At 65.1% G+C, this 16,879-nt stretch carries 15 protein-coding genes; 6 read left to right on the top strand and 9 right to left on the bottom strand.

The window, feature by feature from the left end; translation table 11 throughout:
• Window positions 1–24 precede the first annotated feature (24 nt).
• The 4 genes from E3U47_RS09820 to E3U47_RS09805 all read left to right on the top strand — a co-directional run bounded on the left by E3U47_RS09820 (window position 25) and on the right by E3U47_RS09805 (window position 5,057).
• Window positions 25–1,581: an MFS transporter gene (locus E3U47_RS09820; protein ID WP_134691163.1), complete on the top strand. Its 1,557-nt coding sequence runs from the start codon at window positions 25–27 to the stop codon at window positions 1,579–1,581.
• Between the two features lie 26 nt (window positions 1,582–1,607).
• Window positions 1,608–2,696, top strand: a complete 1,089-nt coding sequence (locus tag E3U47_RS09815; protein WP_134691162.1) for an HlyD family secretion protein — start codon at window positions 1,608–1,610, stop codon at window positions 2,694–2,696.
• Window positions 2,693–4,159, top strand: a complete 1,467-nt coding sequence (locus E3U47_RS09810; protein WP_134691161.1) for an efflux transporter outer membrane subunit — start codon at window positions 2,693–2,695, stop codon at window positions 4,157–4,159. Before E3U47_RS09815 ends, E3U47_RS09810 begins: the two co-directional genes overlap by 4 nt.
• Window positions 4,160–4,262: 103 nt before the next feature.
• Window positions 4,263–5,057: an SDR family NAD(P)-dependent oxidoreductase gene (locus E3U47_RS09805; RefSeq protein ID WP_134691160.1), complete on the top strand. Its 795-nt coding sequence runs from the start codon at window positions 4,263–4,265 to the stop codon at window positions 5,055–5,057.
• Window positions 5,058–5,216: 159 nt separating this feature from the next.
• Here the strand turns inward: E3U47_RS09805 and E3U47_RS09800 are convergent, their stop codons facing one another.
• From E3U47_RS09800 to E3U47_RS09785, 4 genes are all read right to left on the bottom strand, one after another.
• A complete protein-coding gene (locus E3U47_RS09800; protein WP_134691159.1) occupies window positions 5,217–6,908 on the bottom strand; it encodes an alpha-keto acid decarboxylase family protein in 1,692 nt (563 codons plus the stop codon).
• Window positions 6,909–6,953: 45 nt separating this feature from the next.
• Window positions 6,954–8,285 (bottom strand): phenylacetate--CoA ligase PaaK, encoded by a 1,332-nt coding sequence (gene paaK / locus E3U47_RS09795; RefSeq protein WP_134691271.1) that lies wholly within the window; start codon window positions 8,283–8,285, stop codon window positions 6,954–6,956.
• Between the two features lie 153 nt (window positions 8,286–8,438).
• Window positions 8,439–9,581 carry an acyl-CoA dehydrogenase family protein gene (locus E3U47_RS09790; protein WP_134691158.1) on the bottom strand — a complete coding sequence of 381 codons (1,143 nt, stop codon included), beginning with the start codon at window positions 9,579–9,581 and terminating at the stop codon, window positions 8,439–8,441.
• Between the two features lie 72 nt (window positions 9,582–9,653).
• A complete protein-coding gene (locus E3U47_RS09785; protein WP_134691157.1) occupies window positions 9,654–10,067 on the bottom strand; it encodes a thioesterase family protein in 414 nt (137 codons plus the stop codon).
• A 504-nt stretch (window positions 10,068–10,571) separates the two neighbouring features.
• Here E3U47_RS09785 and E3U47_RS09780 point away from each other — a divergent pair.
• Window positions 10,572–11,312 (top strand): SDR family NAD(P)-dependent oxidoreductase, encoded by a 741-nt coding sequence (locus tag E3U47_RS09780; RefSeq protein ID WP_134691156.1) that lies wholly within the window; start codon window positions 10,572–10,574, stop codon window positions 11,310–11,312.
• Between the two features lie 45 nt (window positions 11,313–11,357).
• Window positions 11,358–12,272: a CoA ester lyase gene (locus E3U47_RS09775; protein WP_134691155.1), complete on the top strand. Its 915-nt coding sequence runs from the start codon at window positions 11,358–11,360 to the stop codon at window positions 12,270–12,272.
• On the opposite strand, the gene E3U47_RS09770 is transcribed toward E3U47_RS09775, so the two are convergent.
• The 5 genes from E3U47_RS09770 to E3U47_RS09750 form a co-directional block, all read right to left on the bottom strand.
• Window positions 12,252–12,923, bottom strand: coding sequence for a TetR/AcrR family transcriptional regulator (locus E3U47_RS09770; protein WP_134691154.1), 672 nt, complete (start codon window positions 12,921–12,923; stop codon window positions 12,252–12,254). The genes E3U47_RS09775 and E3U47_RS09770 overlap by 21 nt on opposite strands.
• A gap of 296 nt (window positions 12,924–13,219) precedes the next feature.
• Window positions 13,220–14,032 carry an SDR family oxidoreductase gene (locus tag E3U47_RS09765; protein ID WP_134691153.1) on the bottom strand — a complete coding sequence of 271 codons (813 nt, stop codon included), beginning with the start codon at window positions 14,030–14,032 and terminating at the stop codon, window positions 13,220–13,222.
• Window positions 14,033–14,094: 62 nt separating this feature from the next.
• Complete coding sequence (locus E3U47_RS09760) at window positions 14,095–14,559, bottom strand: multidrug transporter (RefSeq protein ID WP_134691152.1); 465 nt, start codon at window positions 14,557–14,559, stop codon at window positions 14,095–14,097.
• A 176-nt stretch (window positions 14,560–14,735) separates the two neighbouring features.
• Window positions 14,736–16,190, bottom strand: coding sequence for a mannose-1-phosphate guanylyltransferase/mannose-6-phosphate isomerase (locus tag E3U47_RS09755; RefSeq protein WP_134691269.1), 1,455 nt, complete (start codon window positions 16,188–16,190; stop codon window positions 14,736–14,738).
• 35 nt (window positions 16,191–16,225) lie between these two features.
• Complete coding sequence (locus tag E3U47_RS09750) at window positions 16,226–16,873, bottom strand: alginate O-acetyltransferase AlgF (RefSeq protein ID WP_134691151.1); 648 nt, start codon at window positions 16,871–16,873, stop codon at window positions 16,226–16,228.
• Window positions 16,874–16,879 lie beyond the last annotated feature (6 nt).

Genomic DNA, 16,879 nt, shown 5'->3' with positions numbered 1-16,879 from the left:
AGCCCGCGCCACCGGGGCCAGGCCATGACTTCGCTGGCCGCCACGGCTACCGTGGCCGCCCCTGCGAGCGCCGCGGCGCCGGCACCGGCCAAGCCAGCCGCGCCACCGGCATTTGGCCCACGCATCGTGGTCGGCCTGGTTGGCGTGCTGCTGGCGGTACTGTGCGCCGGCCTCAACGAGATGGTCACCAAGATGGCCCTGGCCGATATCCGTGGCGGCATGGGCATCGGTGCCGACGAAGGCTCTTGGCTGGTGGCGCTGTACTCGGCCACCTCGGTATCGGCCATGGCCTTCGCGCCCTGGTGCTCGGTGACCTTTTCCCTGCGTCGTTTCACCCTTAGTGCCATCGGTGCCTTCGCCGTGCTTGGCCTGCTGTGCCCGTTCGCGCCCAACCAGGAAACCTTGATGGTGCTGCGCACCCTGCAAGGCTTCGCAGGCGGTGCCTTGCCGCCGATGCTGATGAGCGTGGCGCTGCGTTTCCTGCCGCCAGGCATCAAGCTCTACGGCCTGGCTGGCTATGCCCTGACCGCCACCTTCGGCCCTAGCCTGGGTCTGCCACTGGCCGGCCTGTGGACCGAATACGTCGGTTGGCAGTGGGCTTTCTGGCAGATCATCGTGCCATCCTTGCTGGCCATGGCCTGCGTGGCCTGGGGCCTGCCGCAGGACCCGCTGCGCCTGGAGCGCTTCAAGCAGTTCGACTGGCGCGGCCTGCTGCTGGGGTTGCCGGCGATCTGCTCGATCGTCATTGGCCTGTCCCAGGGCGACCGCTACGGTTGGTTCAACTCGCCGATGATCTGCTGGTTGCTGGGCGGTGGCCTGGCGCTGCTGGTGCTGTTCATGATCAACGAGTGGTCCCATCCACTGCCGTTCTTCAAGTTGCAGATGCTCACCAACCGCAACCTCACCCATGCCCTGATCACCCTGGGCGGCGTGCTGGTGGTGCTGTCGGCGGTGATCATCATCCCGTCCAGCTTCCTCGCCCAGATCCAGGGCTACCGCCCGGCGCAGACCGGCCCGGTAATGCTGTTGGTGGCCTTGCCGCAGTTGCTGGCGCTGCCGCTGACCGCGGCGCTGTGCAACATCCGCGCGGTGGACTGCCGCTGGGTGCTGGCCATCGGCCTGGGCATGCTGGCGGTGTCCTGCTTCGGCGGCACCTTCGTTACCTCGCAGTGGATCCGCGACAACTTCTACGTGCTGCAACTGTTCCAGATCTTCGGCCAGCCCATGGCGGTTATCCCGCTGCTGATGCTCGCCACCGGCGGCATGACGCCGCAGGACGGCCCGTTCGCCTCGGCCTGGTTCAACACCGTCAAGGGCCTGGCCTCGGTGGTCGCTGCCGGGGTTCTCGACGCGCTGACCACCAGCCGCCGGCATTTCCACTCGAACATGCTGGTAGACAACCTGGGCAACTCGCCCCTGGTCGACGGCAACGCCGCCGGCCTGGCCAAGCGTATTCACGAGCAAGCCGTGGTGCTGACCTCGGCTGACCTGTACCTGTGCATGGCACTGCTGGCGCTGGCGCTGATCGTGCTGATTCCCTTCGTGCCTACCCGGATCTATCCACCGCGCGCGGTGGCATAGCGTTCTTGTTGAGAGAGAAAGACATCATGACCATAAGCAAAAACCAGAAACTGGCCTTGATCGCGGCGGCGGTCATCGTCGTCGGCGGCATCGCCTTCACCGCCTTGCCTTCGCTGTTCGGCGGCGGTGGCGTGCAATCGACCAACGACGCCTACGTATCGGCCGACTACACCGTGGTGGCGCCGAAAGTGGCCGGCTTCATCACCCAGGTGCTGGTCGAGGACAACCAGCAGGTCAAGGCCGGGCAACTCCTGGCGCGCATCGACGACCGTGACTTCCAGGCCGCCCTGGCGGCGGCCGAGGCCCAGGCGCAGATGTCCCGCGCCCAGTTGCAGAACGCCAAGGCGACGTTGGAGCGTCAGGCCTCGCTGATCTCCCAGGCCGAGGCCGCGGTGGCCGCCGACAAGGCTGAACTGGCCTTCGCCAGCCATGAGCTGACCCGCCACACGCGCCTGGCCGAGCAGGGCGCCGGCACTGTGCAGAACGCCCAGCAGGCGCGTAGTCGGGTCGACCAGGCCCAGGCGCGGCTGACCAACTCCAGCGCGGCCCTGGCGGCGGCGCGCAAGCAGACCGACATCCTCAGCGCGCAGTTGCAGGCCGCCGAGGCCGGGCGCAAGCATGCCGATGCGGCGCTGGACCGTGCGCGCCTGGACCTGTCCTACACCAGCATCGTCGCGCCTATCGACGGCATGGTCGGCGAGCGGGCGGTGCGCATTGGCTCCTACGTGCAGCCCGGGGCGAAAATGCTCTCGGTGGTGCCGTTGCAGCGCGCCTACGTGATCGGCAACTTCCGCGAAACCCAGCTGACCCACGTGCTGCCTGGCCAACGCGTCGAGGTGAGCGTCGATACCTTCCCCGGCGAGCGCCTGCGCGGCGTGGTGCAGAGCGTCGCGCCGGCCACCGGCCTGACCTTCGCGGCGGTCAAGCCTGACAACGCCACCGGCAACTTCACCAAGGTGGTGCAGCGCATTCCGGTGAAGATCGTCTTCGACGCTGACCAGCCGCTGTTGCAGCGCTTGCGCGTGGGCATGTCGGTGATCGCCGATATCGACACCCGCAGTGAAGGCGGCCAGGACGCCCGGGCCAAGGCCAATCAGGAGGTCAGCGCCCGATGAAGCTTGCACGTACCGGCACGCCCTTGTTGTTGGGCGCCACCCTGGCCTTGAGCGCCTGCACCCTCGGCCCGGACTTTCACAAGCCTGCTTCGAGCGCCCCGGCGGCCTGGCCCGCCCTGCAGGAAAAGGCTGCCCCCAGCCAGCCGCAGAGCACGCCGCTGGAAGCCCGTTGGTGGGAGACTTTCCACGATGCGCAACTGACGGCGCTGATCCAGCGCGCGGTGGAGCGCAACCTGGACCTGCAGATCGCCACTTCGCGCCTGCTGCAAAGTCGCGCGCTGCGCATGAGCATCGCTTCTGAACAGTACCCGTCGGTGGACGTCGACGCCGGCTACAGCCGCGCGCGCAACAGCGCCAAAGGGCTTGCCGACCCGTCCGGTAAAAATGGCAAGTCGGCGTTCAACCTGTGGCAAGGCGATTTCGTCGCGGCCTGGGAGCTGGACCTGTGGGGCCGCGTGCGGCGTGAAGTGGAAGCGGCCGACGCCAGTGTCGAGGTCGCCGAAAACGATCGTCAGGGCGTGCTGCTTTCGCTGCTGGCGGAAACCGCCAGCACCTATATCCAGCTGCGCTCGGTGCAAAGCACCCTGGGCGTGGTGCGCGAGAACCTGGACGTGTCCCGTCACTCGTTGCGCCTGTCGCAGATGCGCCTGAGCGACGGCGTGGCGACTAACCTCGATGTCGCCCAGGCCGCCGCCCAGGTGGCTTCGGTCGAGGCGCGCCTGCCGACCCTGGAAGAGCGCCAGGCGCAGTTGATCAACGCCCTGAGCCTGCTGGTGGCCGAGCCGCCGCGCAGCTTGCAGCAGGAACTGCTGACCCCGGGCGAACTGCCGCGCACCGCCCAGCGCTTCGCCATGGGCCTGCCGTCGGAGCTGGCCGAGCGCCGCCCCGACATCCGCCAGGCCGAGGCGCGGCTGCATGCGGCCACCGCCAGCATCGGCGTGGCCAAGGCCAACTTCTACCCGAGCATCCGCCTGTCCGGCAGTGCCGGCTTCCAGTCGATGCAGTTGTCCGACTTCGGCAACTGGGACGCGCGGCGCTTCGCCATCGGGCCACAGTTGAACCTGCCGATTTTCGAAGGTGGGCGCCTCAAGGGCGTGCTCGAACTGCGCGAGGCGCAGCAGCAGGAAGCGGCATTGCAGTATCAGCAGACGGTGCTGCGCGCCTGGCACGAAGTGGACGATGTGCTTCGCCAGTACAACGCCAGCCAGTTGCGCCGCGACTTGCTCGAGGAAGCGGTGCGCCAGAGCCGGGTGGCCTTGGATAACGCCAAGCGCCAGTACGTGGAAGGCGCGGTGGATTTCCTCAATGTCTTGACGGTGCAAAGCGCATTGCTGGCCAACCAGGAGCAGTGGGTGGAAAGCAGTGCCGCCACGTCGTTGTCCATGGTGGGGCTGTACAAGTCCCTGGGCGGCGGATGGCAATCGTTTGCGCCGGTGATGCAAGCCAAGGTTGAACGCGATTGAGCGCAGCGGTCAAAGAGCCATGAGGCACGCCGCCAACAATGCTTGCGTTGTTGGCGGCGTGTCGTTTTTGGGAACAGATATCATCCAGAAAAAGGACGCAGGTATGAATATTTCCTTGCACGGCAAAAGTGCAATCGTCAGCGGTTCCACGGCCGGTATAGGGTTCGCCGTCGCCTTCGGCTTGGCCGAGGCGGGTGCGAATGTGGTGATCAACGGCCGTGAAGAAGGCCGGGTGAAGCGCGCCATCAAGCAAATCACCGACAAGTTGCCCGGCGCCAAGGTGTCCGGCGTGGTTGCCGACCTTGGCACGCTCGAAGGTGTGAAGAAGCTGATCGCCAAGGAGCCGGAAACCGACATCCTGGTGAACAACCTGGGCATCTTCGAGCCCAAGGGCTTCTTCGAGATCAGCGACGAAGACTGGCAGCATTTCTTCGAGGTCAACGTGATGAGCGCGGTGCGCCTGTCGCGTCACTACGCCCAGGGCATGAAAGTGCGCAACTGGGGCCGGGTGTTGTTCATGTCCAGCGAATCGGCGCTGCAGATCCCGACCGAGATGATCCACTACGGCACCACCAAGACCGCGCTGCTGGCGGTGTCCCGCGGCCTGGCCGAGACCCTGGCCGGTACCGGCGTGACGGTCAACGCCGTGCTGCCGGGGCCGACCCGTTCCGAGGGCGTGGGCGGTTACTTCGAGAAGATGGCCGACGAGGCCGGCAAGCCGGTCGAGGAGCTGGAAGCCAGCTTCATCGCCGAGCACCGCTCCAGTTCGATCATCAAGCGCCTGGCCACGGTGGAAGAGGTGGCCAACCTGGTGGTCTACCTGGCTTCGCGCCAGGCCAGCGCCACCACCGGCGCGGCCATGCGCGTGGATGGCGGGGTGGTGCGTTCGATCGCCTGATGTAAAAAGCCCGGGCGGTCATGCCGCCCGGGCTTTGTTGTATCGCGCTTGCCGGCAAACACCCTGTTGCCTGGATCGCCAGCAAGGCAGGCTCCTACAGGTTGGAGTCTGTGTAGGAGCCGGCTTTGCCGGCGAACAGCGGCGCCATGCACCGCAGGGTCAATGCGCCAGGGTCGGCTGGCTCAGGGCCGGCAGCCCATAGTCGAACTCGGCGAACAGCCGGGCGAAGCGCTTGAGCGACTCCGGTGCGTCCATGCGCTCCATCACCACTTCGATGAACACCAGCGCGTCGCAGGCCTCGGCCTCGATCAACGCCACTTCCAACTGGTCCTCGGTGTGCACGGTGAAATGCCGCGCGCGCTCGCGGGTGTCGAGCACCTTGGGCAGCTGCGCGTAACGCCACGGGTTGATGTCGTTGTAGCTGGAGTTCTCGCCGAGGATCAGGCGCTCGATGGTGTAGCCGTCGTTGTTGATCAGGAAGATGATCGGCTTGAGGTCGTGGGCGAGGATGGTCGACAGCTCCTGCACGGTCATCTGTAGCGAACCGTCGCCAATGAACAGCATCTGCCGCCGCTGTGGCTGGGCCAGCAGGGTGCCGAGCAGGGCTGGCAAGGTGTAGCCGATCGAGCCCCAGATCGGCTGGGTCAGGTAGGTCACCCCACGCGGCATGCGCAGGCCGTTGAGGCCAGCCGAGGAAGTGCCACTCTCGGCGATGATCAACTCGTCGCCGCGGATCAAGTGGGCGATGCGCTGCCAGAAACGCAACTGGCTCAGCGGGTGTTCAGGCAGCGCGCGGAATGCCGCCGGGCCGCTGAACGGCGGTACCTGGCGCGGCATGGCTTGCATCACTGGTGGTTGTTGCACCAGGGTCTCCAGCACCTGGCGCATGCTCACCGCGTTGTAGTGCACCTTGGCCATCGACGCGGCATAAGGCTGCAGCTGGATCAGCGCGCCGTCCTGGAACTTCTGCGAGAACAGCGCGGTGCTGACGTCGGTGAAGCGCGCGCCGATGCTCAGCACGCAGTCGGCCTGCTCGATCGCCTCGCGTACCGCCGGGGCGCTGCCGGCACCGGCGTAGGTGCCGAGGAACAGGTGGTGGGTTTCCGGCAGCATGGCCTTGGCCGGCGGCAGGTTGGCGAAGGGCAGGTCGAGGCGTTCGATCAGCTCCAGCACCTGTTCGGTCAGGCCGAAGCGTTCGACGTCGATGTCCACCAGCACCACCGGTCGGCTGGCCTTGGCCAGGCGTTCGCGCAGTTGGGCCACCACATGTTGCAGCTGGCCCGGTTCGCTGCGGGTTTCGCACAGTTGCAGCGGCGTGTCGGGTACTTCGATGTGCAGGTAGGCGAGGTCCGACGGCAGTTGCAGGTACACCGGGCGGCGTTCGCGCAAGCAGGTCTGCAGCACCCGGTCGATCTCTTGCGCGGCGTTTTCCACGGTGATGCGCGCCTGGGCCACGGTGAACTGGCGCACGGCAACCATGATGTTGTCGTAGTTGCCGTCGGCCAGGGTGTGGTGCATGAGCGCGCGGTCGATAATCGCGTGCAGCGGCGGCATGCCGGAGATCATGACCACCGGAACCCGTTCGGCATAGGCCCCGGCAATGCCGTTCAGCGCACTGAGGTCACCCACGCCGTAGGTGGTCAGCACCGCGCCGAAGCCTTGGGCGCGGGCGTAGCCGTCAGCGGCGTAGGCGGCATTGAGCTCGTTGCAGTTGCCGATGAAGCGCAGGTCCGGCATGACCTCGACCTGTTCGAGCAAGGTCAGGTTGTAGTCGCCGGGTACGCCGAACAAGTGGCGGATACCGAATTCCTGCAGGCGACGCAGGAGAAAGTCGCCGATGGTCATGTCCATGTTGGAGTCAACCTCGTGAGTCCGTTGAGGAGGGATAACGCGTCGTCAGCGTGTGCCGCGCAGGTCGATGACCTTGCCGGCCTTGCCTTCGGAGCGCTTCAGGGAGTGGCAGGGGTTGAGCACGATGCGGGTGCTGATGCCGACATGCACCTTGATCCGGTGGCTGAGCTGCTGGCAGGCGGCTTGTTGCTCCTCGTTGCTCAGGCGGCTGTGCTCTGGGCGCAGCTCAACCTGCACGGTGAGGGCGTCGAGGTTGCCTTCACGGCTGACGTGCAGCTCGTGCACGGGGCTGAAGATGAACAGGTTCAGCAGTTGTTCCTCGATCTGGCTGGGGAACACGTTGACCCCGCGGATGATCAGCATGTCGTCGCTGCGCCCAGTGATCTTGTCCAGTCGCCGCATGGCGCGGCCGCTGCCGGGCAGCAGGCGGGTCAGGTCGCGGGTGCGGTAGCGCACCATCGGCAGCGCTTCCTTGCTCAGGGTGGTGAGCACCAGTTCGCCGAACTGGCCGTCGGGCAGCACTTCGCCGGTTACCGGGTCGATGATTTCCGGGTAGAAGTGATCTTCCCAGAGGGTCGGGCCGTCCTTGGTGTCCAGGTGCTCCATGGCCACGCCCGGGCCCATGATCTCCGACAGGCCATAGATATCCAGGGCCTGGATGCCCAGGCGCTGTTCCAGTTCGCCGCGCATCTGTTGGCCCCAGGGTTCGGCGCCGAAGATCCCGGTTCGCAGTGACAGCGCGCGTGGGTCCAGGCCTTGGCGCTCGATCTCTTCGGCGATGTTGAGCATGTACGACGGCGTGACCATGATGATGTCGGGCTGGAAATCGCGGATCAGCTGGACCTGTTTCTCGGTCTGGCCACCGGACATCGGGATCACCGTGCAGCCGAGTTTCTCGGCGCCGTAGTGCGCGCCCAGGCCGCCGGTGAACAGGCCGTAGCCGTAGGCGATGTGGATGCGGTCGCCACGCTGGCCGCCGGCGGCACGAATCGAGCGGGCCACCAGCGACGACCAGACATCGATGTCATGCCGGGTGTAGCCGACCACGGTGGGCTTGCCGGTGGTGCCGCTGGAGGCATGCAGGCGCACCACCTGGTCCATGGGCACGGCGAACAGGCCGAACGGGTAGTGCTCGCGCAGTTCGGCCTTGCTGGTCAGGGGGAAGCGGGCCAGGTCCTCCAGCTGGTTCATGTCCTTGGGGTGAATCCCCATGGCCTGGAATTGCTCGCGGTACCAGGGCACGTTGGCGTAGGCATGTTCCAGGGTGACACGCAGGCGTTGCAGCTGGTGGTCGCGCAACTGGTCGACGCTGGCGTGTTCGAAGCGGTCGTCGACCGGCTCGGCGAAGGCGGTGGACGGGGTGCTGTGCAAGGGCATCGATGGGATGGGCATCGGATCTGCTCTCTTTGTGTAGGGCGCAATGGAAGGCAGGCAAAGCCCCACTGCCGGCTCACCCCAGGCCCGCCCCGGAAGGCGAGCCTGACGTGCCGACAGGGCATGACAGGGCTTGCGAGCTGCGGGCTCGACCGTTCAGACGGCCTGTGTCAGGCGCAGCAGCTGGTTGAAGATGTTCTTCTGGTGCATCTCTTCGGTGCCGCCGACGCTGGCGAAGCCCAGGGCATCCTTGACCAGGTTGGCGACGTCGCCTTCGTGGTAGCCCAGGCTGCCGTACAGCTTGAGCAGGCTGATGGCGCTGTTGATGAAGTCCTGCGCGGCGCCGAGCTTGGCGATCGAGCAGTTCATCAGGGCCTGTGGCTGGTCGTTGAGCAACTGGTCGAGGGCGGCATAGGCCATCCAGCGGTTGCGTTCGATGCCCATGGCCAGGTCCACCAGGCGCTTCTGCACGTACTGGTGGTTATCGATGGTGCTGTTGAAGCTTTCGCGCTTGGCCGCGTACTGCATGGCTTCGGCGAGGAACGGCGTGGGCAGGTTGGCCGCCACCAGGCCGTAGTACAGGCGGCCAAGCGAGATGATCTTGATCAGTTGCTGCAGGCCGCGGCCGGGCTCGCCAAGCACCTGGCTGGTCGGCACGTGCAGGTTGTCGAAGTGCAGCGGGCCGGTCGGCAGGTGCTTGTTGCCGAGCTTGTCGTCAGGCTGGCCACGGGTCAGGCCCGGGGTGTCCTTGTCGATCATCACCAGGGCGATATTGGCCTTGGCGTCGGTATCGAGCTTGGTGACGATCAGCATGAAATCGGCCACGGGGGCGTGGGCGATGTTGAACTTGCTGCCATTGAGGCGATAGCCGTCTGCGGTCGGAGTCAGCAGGCTGTGGATGCTGCGCACGTCGGTGCCGGTGCCGGGTTCGGCGATGCCGGTGGCGCTCAGCGCGCCGTTGAGGATCGCGGTAAGGTAACGGTCCTTCTGTTCGTCGTTGCCGTAGAGCATCAGGGCGCGGACCATGCCGGCCTGGGCGATCACCGAGAGCAGCAGTTCGGGGGTGCGGATCGACGAGGCCAGGCCTTCGAGAGCGGCGGTGAAGCCCCACCAGTCCTCGCCCAGGCCACCGTGGCTGGCGGGGATGACCAATTGCCAAAGGCCGGCATCGCACAGGCGTTGCCAGCCGTAATGATCGAAACCAGGTTCGGCGCTGCGGCGGGCTTGTGCCAGCTCGGCGCCGATGGCCCGGTATTTCACCAGCAGTTCATGTTGCTGGGGCGTCCAGGAGAATTTCATCGCGAGAGTTCCTTTGCAGTCTGCTCGCCGGCCGCCAGGCGCCCGGCGATACCATCATCCCTGAGCCCGGGCTCAGCCTTCCTGGAATGCCAGGACCTGGTCCTTGAACGCTTGCGGTACAGGCACGGTGGCTTGTTTGTCGTAGTCGAACATCACGTGGTACGACTTGGCCTTGGCGACGATTTCCTTGCTGTCGTCCGAGCGGCGCATGATGTGCTCGATCTCGAAGCTCTTGGTGCCGAACTTGACCACCGAGCTGGTGACCACCAGGGTTTCGCCGTACATGGCCTGGGCCACGTAGTCGCACTCGCTGCGCACCATGATGTGCGGCAGTTTTTCGCGCTTCGGCAGGTCCAGCAGGTCGTGCATGTAGCAGAGGTAGGCGTGCTGCATGTAGTCGTAATAAATCGGGCTGCTGACATGGCCCATGGAGTCGGTGTCGCGGTATTTGATTTCAATGACGGTGTCAAAACCCTTGGTGCTCATTGTGAACGTCCTTTTATATGAGGGTAGAAAGAGGGATGTCATTATCTTGAAACTTTTTTGTCTCACGTCAGTGCGCGTGAAGTGCGACTGAAATATAAAGTTTCAAAGTGTTTTTAATCCTAAGCAGCTTGCCCGGAGATGGCTACTCGCATTCTTATAACTGACTGTTGTGCTCTGTTATATAGACGCCAAGGGCCACGAAATACGCGGTCTTGCGGGGTTTTTTCGAGGCGCGCTACGGCCTGCCTGCGCGCTGCGACGATCGGGCGCAGAGAAATTTAAAATGAATTGGGAAAAGCTCGCGTTTTCGCCGTGGTGACGAGTATCGCCACTGTTTATTTAGCGCGAATTGAAAATGCGAGTTTATATTCAGTGAGGTTGGATGAGGCGCCTGTTATTACGCTGGGTTGAATGCGAGTAGTTGAGTTGTATACATTCTTTTAGCATGTCGAGGAGCGTGCCCCGCTGCGAGCGGGCACTGTTGTCGCAAGGAGTGCTTTCGATATGTTGGAACAAACCAAGGTGGCGGTGGTTACCGGTGCCGCCAGTGGCATTGGCGCGGCGACAGCCCGCCTGCTGGCCGCCGATGGCTACCGGGTGGCGTGCCTGGACCTGGATGCCCAGGGCCTGGCCGCGACTCTTGACGCCATTGGCGCGCGGCATCGGCATTATTGCCTGGACCTGTGTGACGAACAGGCCGTGGCGCAGGCGTTCAGCGACATCGAACGCGTGTTCGGCCGTGTCGATGCGCTGGCCACCTGCGCCGGCGTGGTCGACACCAGCGCTTTCGACGCCTTGAGCGTGGCGCGCCTGCGCCAGTTGCTGGATATCAACCTGATCGGCACCTTCAGCGTGGTTCAGCAGGCGGTGCGGCTGATGCCCGCCGGCGGGCGCATCTGCACCGTGGCCAGTGTCGCCGGCATCCGCGGCGGCGGCCTGGCGGGCACGCTGGGCTATGCCACCAGCAAAGGCGCGGTGATCACCCTGAGCAAAGGCCTGGCCCGGGAGCTGGGCCCGCGCGGTATCAATGTCAACTGCGTGGCCCCGGCGGTGATCCGCACGCCGATGCTCGACGACACCACCCGGGTCGCCGGCAAGCTCGAGCAGCTGCATGGCATGACTGCCCTGCGCCGCGAAGGCAGCGCCGAGGAGGCCGCCGAGGTGATCGGCTGGCTGCTGTCGGGCAAGTCGTCGTTCGTCAGTGGCACCACCATCGCCGTCGACGGCGGTTTGGCGATGCTCTAGAGCTGGCACGCATTCCCCTCTTTATCTCTACTACAGGACGTCATCATGGCTGTTTCCAAGGACAATCCCCTGGCGCTTTGCCGCACCTTCCTTTTCATTCCCGGCGCCGACGAGGCGGCATTGCTCGACGCGCTGAACGGTGACGGCGACGTGCTGGTGCAGGAGCTGGAGGACTTTACCCCGCCCGAGCGGCGGGCCGAGGCGCGCCAACTGGCCGCGCGGGTCATGCAGCACTGGCGCGAATGCGGGCGCATCAGCTCGGTACGCATCAACCCGTTCGAGACCTGCGGCCTGGAGGACCTCGAGGCGGTGATGGCGGCGCGTCCGCAAGTGGTGATGATGTCCAAGGTCGAGTCGCGCGAGCAGATGGCCTTGCTGGATTGGCACATCACCCGCCTGGAGGGCCAGTACGGCATCGCCCCAGGTTCGACGCTGATCGTGCCGAACATCGAGACCGCGCTGGGTGTGGTCCGGGCCATCGACATCGCCCATTCGACGCCGCGCATCAAGGCGATGCTGGTGGCCACCGAGGACATGGTCGCCGACCTGGGCGCCGGTCGCAGCCGCGCCGGGACCGAGCTGTTCTACCCGCGTTCGCGCTTTCTGCTCGAATGCGCGGCGGCGGGTGTGCTGGCGATCGACTCGCCGTATACCTTCGCCGATGACGAAGGCGCCGAGGCGGACATGCAGTTCGCCCGCTCCATCGGCTATCAGGCCAAGGGCGTGGTCAACCCGGCGCATGTCGCCGTGGCCAACCGCTACCTGACCCCGACCGCGGCCGAGGCCGAGCTGGCGCAGCGCCAGATCGACGCCTTCGAGCACGCTACCCGTTCGGGCAGCGTGCGCGCCGAGGTCGATGGCCTGGTGGTTGAGGTGCCTAGCTATCTGCAGTCGCGCCGGTTGCTCGAGCGCTACCGGCAACTGCTGCAGGTCCAGGCGTCACGCGGCACCCAGGTGTGAATGGGTGACGGCACCGTTGGCCAGGTAACCGGCCTGGGTGAAGCTGCTGTGCGGACTGGCGCACAGCAGCCCTGTCACCGAACAGCAGATCGCCTCCTCGATGCCGGCCTGGCTGATCTGCGGCGCCTCCAGGGTGTACGCCTTGACCATCGACATGATCATCTGCGCGGTCAGCCAGGCGGCTGATTGCAGGTTGCCATGTGTCAGGCGCCAGCGTTGCAGCAGGCATTCCATCGAATGGGCAATGCGTGCCTGGTGCTCGCTGCTGCCGTTGCTGAGGAAGGCGAAGTCCTTGTCCAGCATGCGGTGCAGCTCGGGCTCCTGCAGGTGCAGTTGCAGCAGGCCGCGCACCAGCAGGGTGATGTGGCTTGGCAGGTCGGCCACGTCCTGGCGGCTGGCGACGTCAAGGATGATCTGGTTCACCGCCTGGGCGTGGCGCTCGTAAAGAGCGGCGATCAGGGCATCCTTGTTGGGGAAATACTGGTAGACCGAACCGACACTGACGCCGGCGCGTTCGGCCACCAGGTTGGTGTTGGTTCCTGCATAGCCATGCTTGACCACCACCGTGGCGGTGGTCTTCAGGATGGTCTCGACCATCATCCTGGAGCGGGCTTGCGTGGGGACTTTGCGAGGAAGTTGAGCGTGTTTCACGAATGACTCCAGAGTTTACCTGTATGCATTTGTGAGAAAGACTGCCAGCCAGACCATGGGGCTCCGATCCTGGAGGTTTCTCCCTGATTGCCTTTGAGCCGGCAGTGTCTCTCCCCCGCAAAATGGGCCCCGCAGGGCAAATTTCAGCGGGAGATGACACTAATGTCTGGTGTGACCGTTCAAATGCGATAGGGATTCTTGGCCCTGGCGCAACATTGGAAAATGCTCTGGTGTGCACTTTATAGTTAGCGATAGGGTCAGCTATCGATCGCTCAAACCCCGTAAAACCGGGAAGATCAAAGCGTTACGTCGAGGCCGAAACGCTTCATCAAGACTTTTTGCAGCATACCGCCGGGCAGCCAGCGGGCCAGCCAAGGCAACGCACGGCTGCCATTGCCCAGGCGTATCAGCTGCGGCACGCGATTGCGTTGCAGTGCCTTGAGCACTTGGCGGGCAAAATCATCGGCCGGGGTCGGCCGATCCTGGGAGGCGCGGGCCCGGGCGCGGATGCCTTCGCGCAGCGGCCACCAGGGCGAACCCTCGGCAATCAACAGCTCGGCCTCACGCCCGGCGTTGCTGGCGAACTGCGAGGCGATGGCCCCCGGTTGCACTTCCATGACCCGAATCCCGAACGGTGCCAGTTCCAGGCGCAGGGCGTCGCTCAAGGCGTGTACCGCGGCCTTGGAGGCGCAGTAGGCGCCGGCGAAGGGGGTAACCAGCACGCCGGAGACGCTGCCGATGTTCACCACCACGCCGCGGTTGTGGCGGAGTAAGGAGAACATTGCACGGGTGACAGCCACCGGGGCGAACACATTGGTCTCGAACTGCCGGCGCAGGGCGTCGGCGCCGCCATCGAGCAAGGGCCCCATGGCCCCGTATCCGGCGTTGTTGACCAGAATGTCCAGGCGCTTCAGCTCACTGGCCAGGCGAGCGAGGGCCTGTGCGTCGTTGACGTCCAGCTGCCGGGCCTGGAAGCCGGCGGCGGCCAGCCGTTCGACATCTTCTGCCTTGCGGGCGGTGGCCCAGACTTCATGGCCGGCCTCGCGAAAGGCATCGGCCAGGGCGCGGCCGATACCGCTGGAGCAACCGGTGATGAGGACGGTGGGCATGGTTGGGGCCTTGTTTTAGGTTGAGGGCATCGCGGGGCAAGTCGGGTCGCGATGCGCTGGAATCAGTTGGCGAATGTACCTTGCAGGTGCTCGGCGCGGAACTCCAAGGTCTGCGGTCGATAGCCTGCGCGCAGCGGTGGCAATGGTAGGCAGTCCTGCCATTCGGCCCCCGGCTGCAGTTCGCCTGGGCCGCGATAACGCGGGGCGGCGTAGGTGTTCTCGGCCAGGTTGACGGTATCGCCCGGGGCATAGGCGCCGACCCGCCAGCGCAGCTCGCTGAGCGGGGCCTGGTTGCCGTTCTTCATGCGCACTTGCAGGGCACGGTCGGCGGGGCACTGGTCGGGGGCGTAGGCCAGGCGGATATCGAGGCGGGCCAGTTGCGCGGCCTCGCGGGTGTCTTGCCAGGCTACCCAGAGCGCCACCAGGCCGAGACCGCAGACCGCGGACAGGGAAATCGGCAAGGCCTTGGCCGGGTAGCGCAGCAGCAGGACCAGCCAGGTGAGGACGAGCAGGGCGCCGATGATCATGGTGGAGCAGGCCTTGGTGACGGGGGTTTGATCATCCTAGCGGGAAACGGGGAATGCCTCAAAAGCGGGAGGGCTTCGCCCTCCTTTCGCGGCACAAGGCCGCTCCTACAGTGGTAACGCAATCCTCTGTAGGAGCGGCCTTGTGCCGCGATGGACCGCGAAGCGGTCCCGACGTTTTATTGCGCGATGGTCTTCACCGAAACTCCACGCTCCACCGGCGTGGACGTGCGCCCATACACATCCTCGAAGCGCTCGATGTCATCCTCGCCCAGGTAGCTGCCGGACTGCACCTCGATGATCTCCAGCGGGATCTTGCCCGGGTTGCGCAGGCGGTGCACCGAGGCGATGGGGATGTAGGTGGACTGGTTCTCGGTGAGCAGGAACACGTTCTCGTCGCAGGTCACCTCGGCGGTGCCGGACACCACGATCCAGTGCTCGGCACGGTGGTGGTGCATCTGCAGCGACAGGCTGGCGCCGGGCTTGACGGTGATGTGCTTGACCTGGAAGCGCCCGCCCATGTCCACCGAGTCGTACGAGCCCCACGGGCGGTAGACCTCAAGGTGGTTCTGGGTTTCCGTGCGGCCCTGCTGGTCGAGGGTGTTGACCAGTTGCTTGACCCCCTGAACCTTGTCCTTGTGGGCGATCATCATGGCGTCCTTGGTCTCGACCACCACGATGTTCTCAAGGCCGATCACCGACACCAGCTTGCCATTGCCATGGATCATGCAGTTGTGGCTGTCCTGCACCACCACGTCGCCCTTGGTGACGTTGCCGTTGTCGTCCTTCTCGTGCACATCCCATAGCGACGACCAGCAGCCCACGTCGCTCCAGCCGGCCGACAGCGGCACCACGCAGGCGCGTTGGGTCTTCTCCATCACCGCGTAGTCGATGGAGTTGTCCGGGCAGCAGGCGAAGGTGGCGTCGTCGATGCTCAGAGCGTCGCCGTCCTCCAGGCTGCGCTCCAGGGCCAGCAGGCAGGTGTCGTAGATGTCCGGGTCGTGTTTTTTCAGCTCTTCGAGGAAGCGGCTGGCGCGGAACAGGAACATGCCGCTGTTCCAGAAGTAGCCGCCGGCGCGGACGAACTCGTTGGCGCGTTTCTCGTCGGGTTTCTCGACGAACTGCGCGACCCGTGCCACGCCCTCGGGCAGCAGCGAATCCTGGCTGGAACGGATGTAGCCGTAGCCAGTCTCGGGCTTGGTCGCCGGCACCCCGAACAGCACCATTTCGCCGCGCTCGGCGGCCACGGTGGCCAGGGCCAGTGCGCGTTGCAGGGCCTTCTGGTCCTCGATCACGTGGTCGGCCGGGAGCACCAGCATCAGCTCGTCACGGCCTTCGTTGACCAGCTTCATCGCGGTGATCGCCACCGCCGGCGCGGTGTTGCGGCCGAACGGCTCCATGAGGATGGCCTGGGTTTCCAGCTTCAGCGCGCCCAACTGCTCCTGGACGATGAACTTGTGGTCCTTGTTGCAGACCACGATGGGAGTGTCCATGCCTTCGAACACCAGGCGTTCGATGGTCTGCTGGAACAAGGTGTGTTCGCCGGTCAGGGCCAGGAACTGCTTGGGGAACTGCTTGCGCGACAGAGGCCACAGACGCGAACCGCTACCACCAGAAAGAATTACCGGGATCATCATGTTTCTCCAATAGTCGTTTAGAGGCAGGGGGATCAGTTGCTAGCCACGGGGCGAGTTACCCACACCGGCGACAGGCTGTCGCCGGAACCGGTGACATACAGCACGGCCGCTTCGCCGCGCTCCAGGGCGACGGGCTTGACGTCGCCGACTTTCTTGTCGCCTGCATACAGGGCAAGGTTGACCTTGACCGGGTTGATTTCACGTTCGCCACGGCCCTTGGCGGCCACCGGCTTGACCACTTCGGTCTTGCCGTCGGCGGTCTTCAGGGTCAGGGGCTGGTCGCTGAGGTTCTGCACCCGGACCAGGGCTTTCTGCTTGTTCTTGAACGGCGGCTCCTCGATCAGTTGCGGGTTGCCGCCGTTGCTGTTGACCAGGGTGTAGTACTTGTCGGCGGCCAGCTTCACCGGCACGCTCTTGCCGCCGACCTGGGCTGTGTAGTCGCCGCCGGGCAGGAAGCTGAAGTCGCTGCTGGCCTGGGCGCCGACCTGCTTGATCTGGGTATTGCCGACCGAGGCGGCGGTGGGCGCGCTGGCGGCGTTGTACAGGCGCACGAAGGTCGAGCCTTTCGGCGCGCTTGGGCCATACAGGGCGGCGTCGGCACCGGCGAAGGCCTGCATCGAGGCGACGGTCAGGCCGGCGGCGAGGGTGAGGGCTTTGGCAATGGAAGTCTTGGTGGTCATGTGCGT

It is taken from the genome of Pseudomonas sp. RIT623 (assembly GCF_004519305.1).
In the GTDB taxonomy this organism is placed as follows: Bacteria; Pseudomonadota; Gammaproteobacteria; order Pseudomonadales; family Pseudomonadaceae; genus Aquipseudomonas.
The sequence above is the reverse complement of the archived record's forward strand: the minus strand, read 5'-3'. Positions and strand labels throughout refer to the sequence as shown.

Excerpts from the sequence above, each read along its gene's own strand:
- E3U47_RS09785 (WP_134691157.1), bottom strand. The coding sequence starts at position 10,067 with ATGAGCACCAAGGGTTTTGACACCGTCATTGAAATCAAATACCGCGAC.
- paaK (WP_134691271.1), bottom strand. The coding sequence starts at position 8,285 with ATGCCCTTGCACAGCACCCCGTCCACCGCCTTCGCCGAGCCGGTCGAC.
- E3U47_RS09820 (WP_134691163.1), top strand. The coding sequence starts at position 25 with ATGACTTCGCTGGCCGCCACGGCTACCGTGGCCGCCCCTGCGAGCGCC.
- E3U47_RS09765 (WP_134691153.1), bottom strand. The coding sequence starts at position 14,032 with ATGCCCACCGTCCTCATCACCGGTTGCTCCAGCGGTATCGGCCGCGCC.
- E3U47_RS09750 (WP_134691151.1), bottom strand. The coding sequence starts at position 16,873 with ATGACCACCAAGACTTCCATTGCCAAAGCCCTCACCCTCGCCGCCGGC.
- E3U47_RS09790 (WP_134691158.1), bottom strand. The coding sequence starts at position 9,581 with ATGAAATTCTCCTGGACGCCCCAGCAACATGAACTGCTGGTGAAATAC.
- E3U47_RS09800 (WP_134691159.1), bottom strand. The coding sequence starts at position 6,908 with ATGGACATGACCATCGGCGACTTTCTCCTGCGTCGCCTGCAGGAATTC.
- E3U47_RS09760 (WP_134691152.1), bottom strand. The coding sequence starts at position 14,559 with ATGATCATCGGCGCCCTGCTCGTCCTCACCTGGCTGGTCCTGCTGCTG.
- E3U47_RS09780 (WP_134691156.1), top strand. The coding sequence starts at position 10,572 with ATGTTGGAACAAACCAAGGTGGCGGTGGTTACCGGTGCCGCCAGTGGC.
- E3U47_RS09810 (WP_134691161.1), top strand. The coding sequence starts at position 2,693 with ATGAAGCTTGCACGTACCGGCACGCCCTTGTTGTTGGGCGCCACCCTG.
- E3U47_RS09805 (WP_134691160.1), top strand. The coding sequence starts at position 4,263 with ATGAATATTTCCTTGCACGGCAAAAGTGCAATCGTCAGCGGTTCCACG.
- E3U47_RS09775 (WP_134691155.1), top strand. The coding sequence starts at position 11,358 with ATGGCTGTTTCCAAGGACAATCCCCTGGCGCTTTGCCGCACCTTCCTT.
- E3U47_RS09755 (WP_134691269.1), bottom strand. The coding sequence starts at position 16,190 with ATGATCCCGGTAATTCTTTCTGGTGGTAGCGGTTCGCGTCTGTGGCCT.
- E3U47_RS09815 (WP_134691162.1), top strand. The coding sequence starts at position 1,608 with ATGACCATAAGCAAAAACCAGAAACTGGCCTTGATCGCGGCGGCGGTC.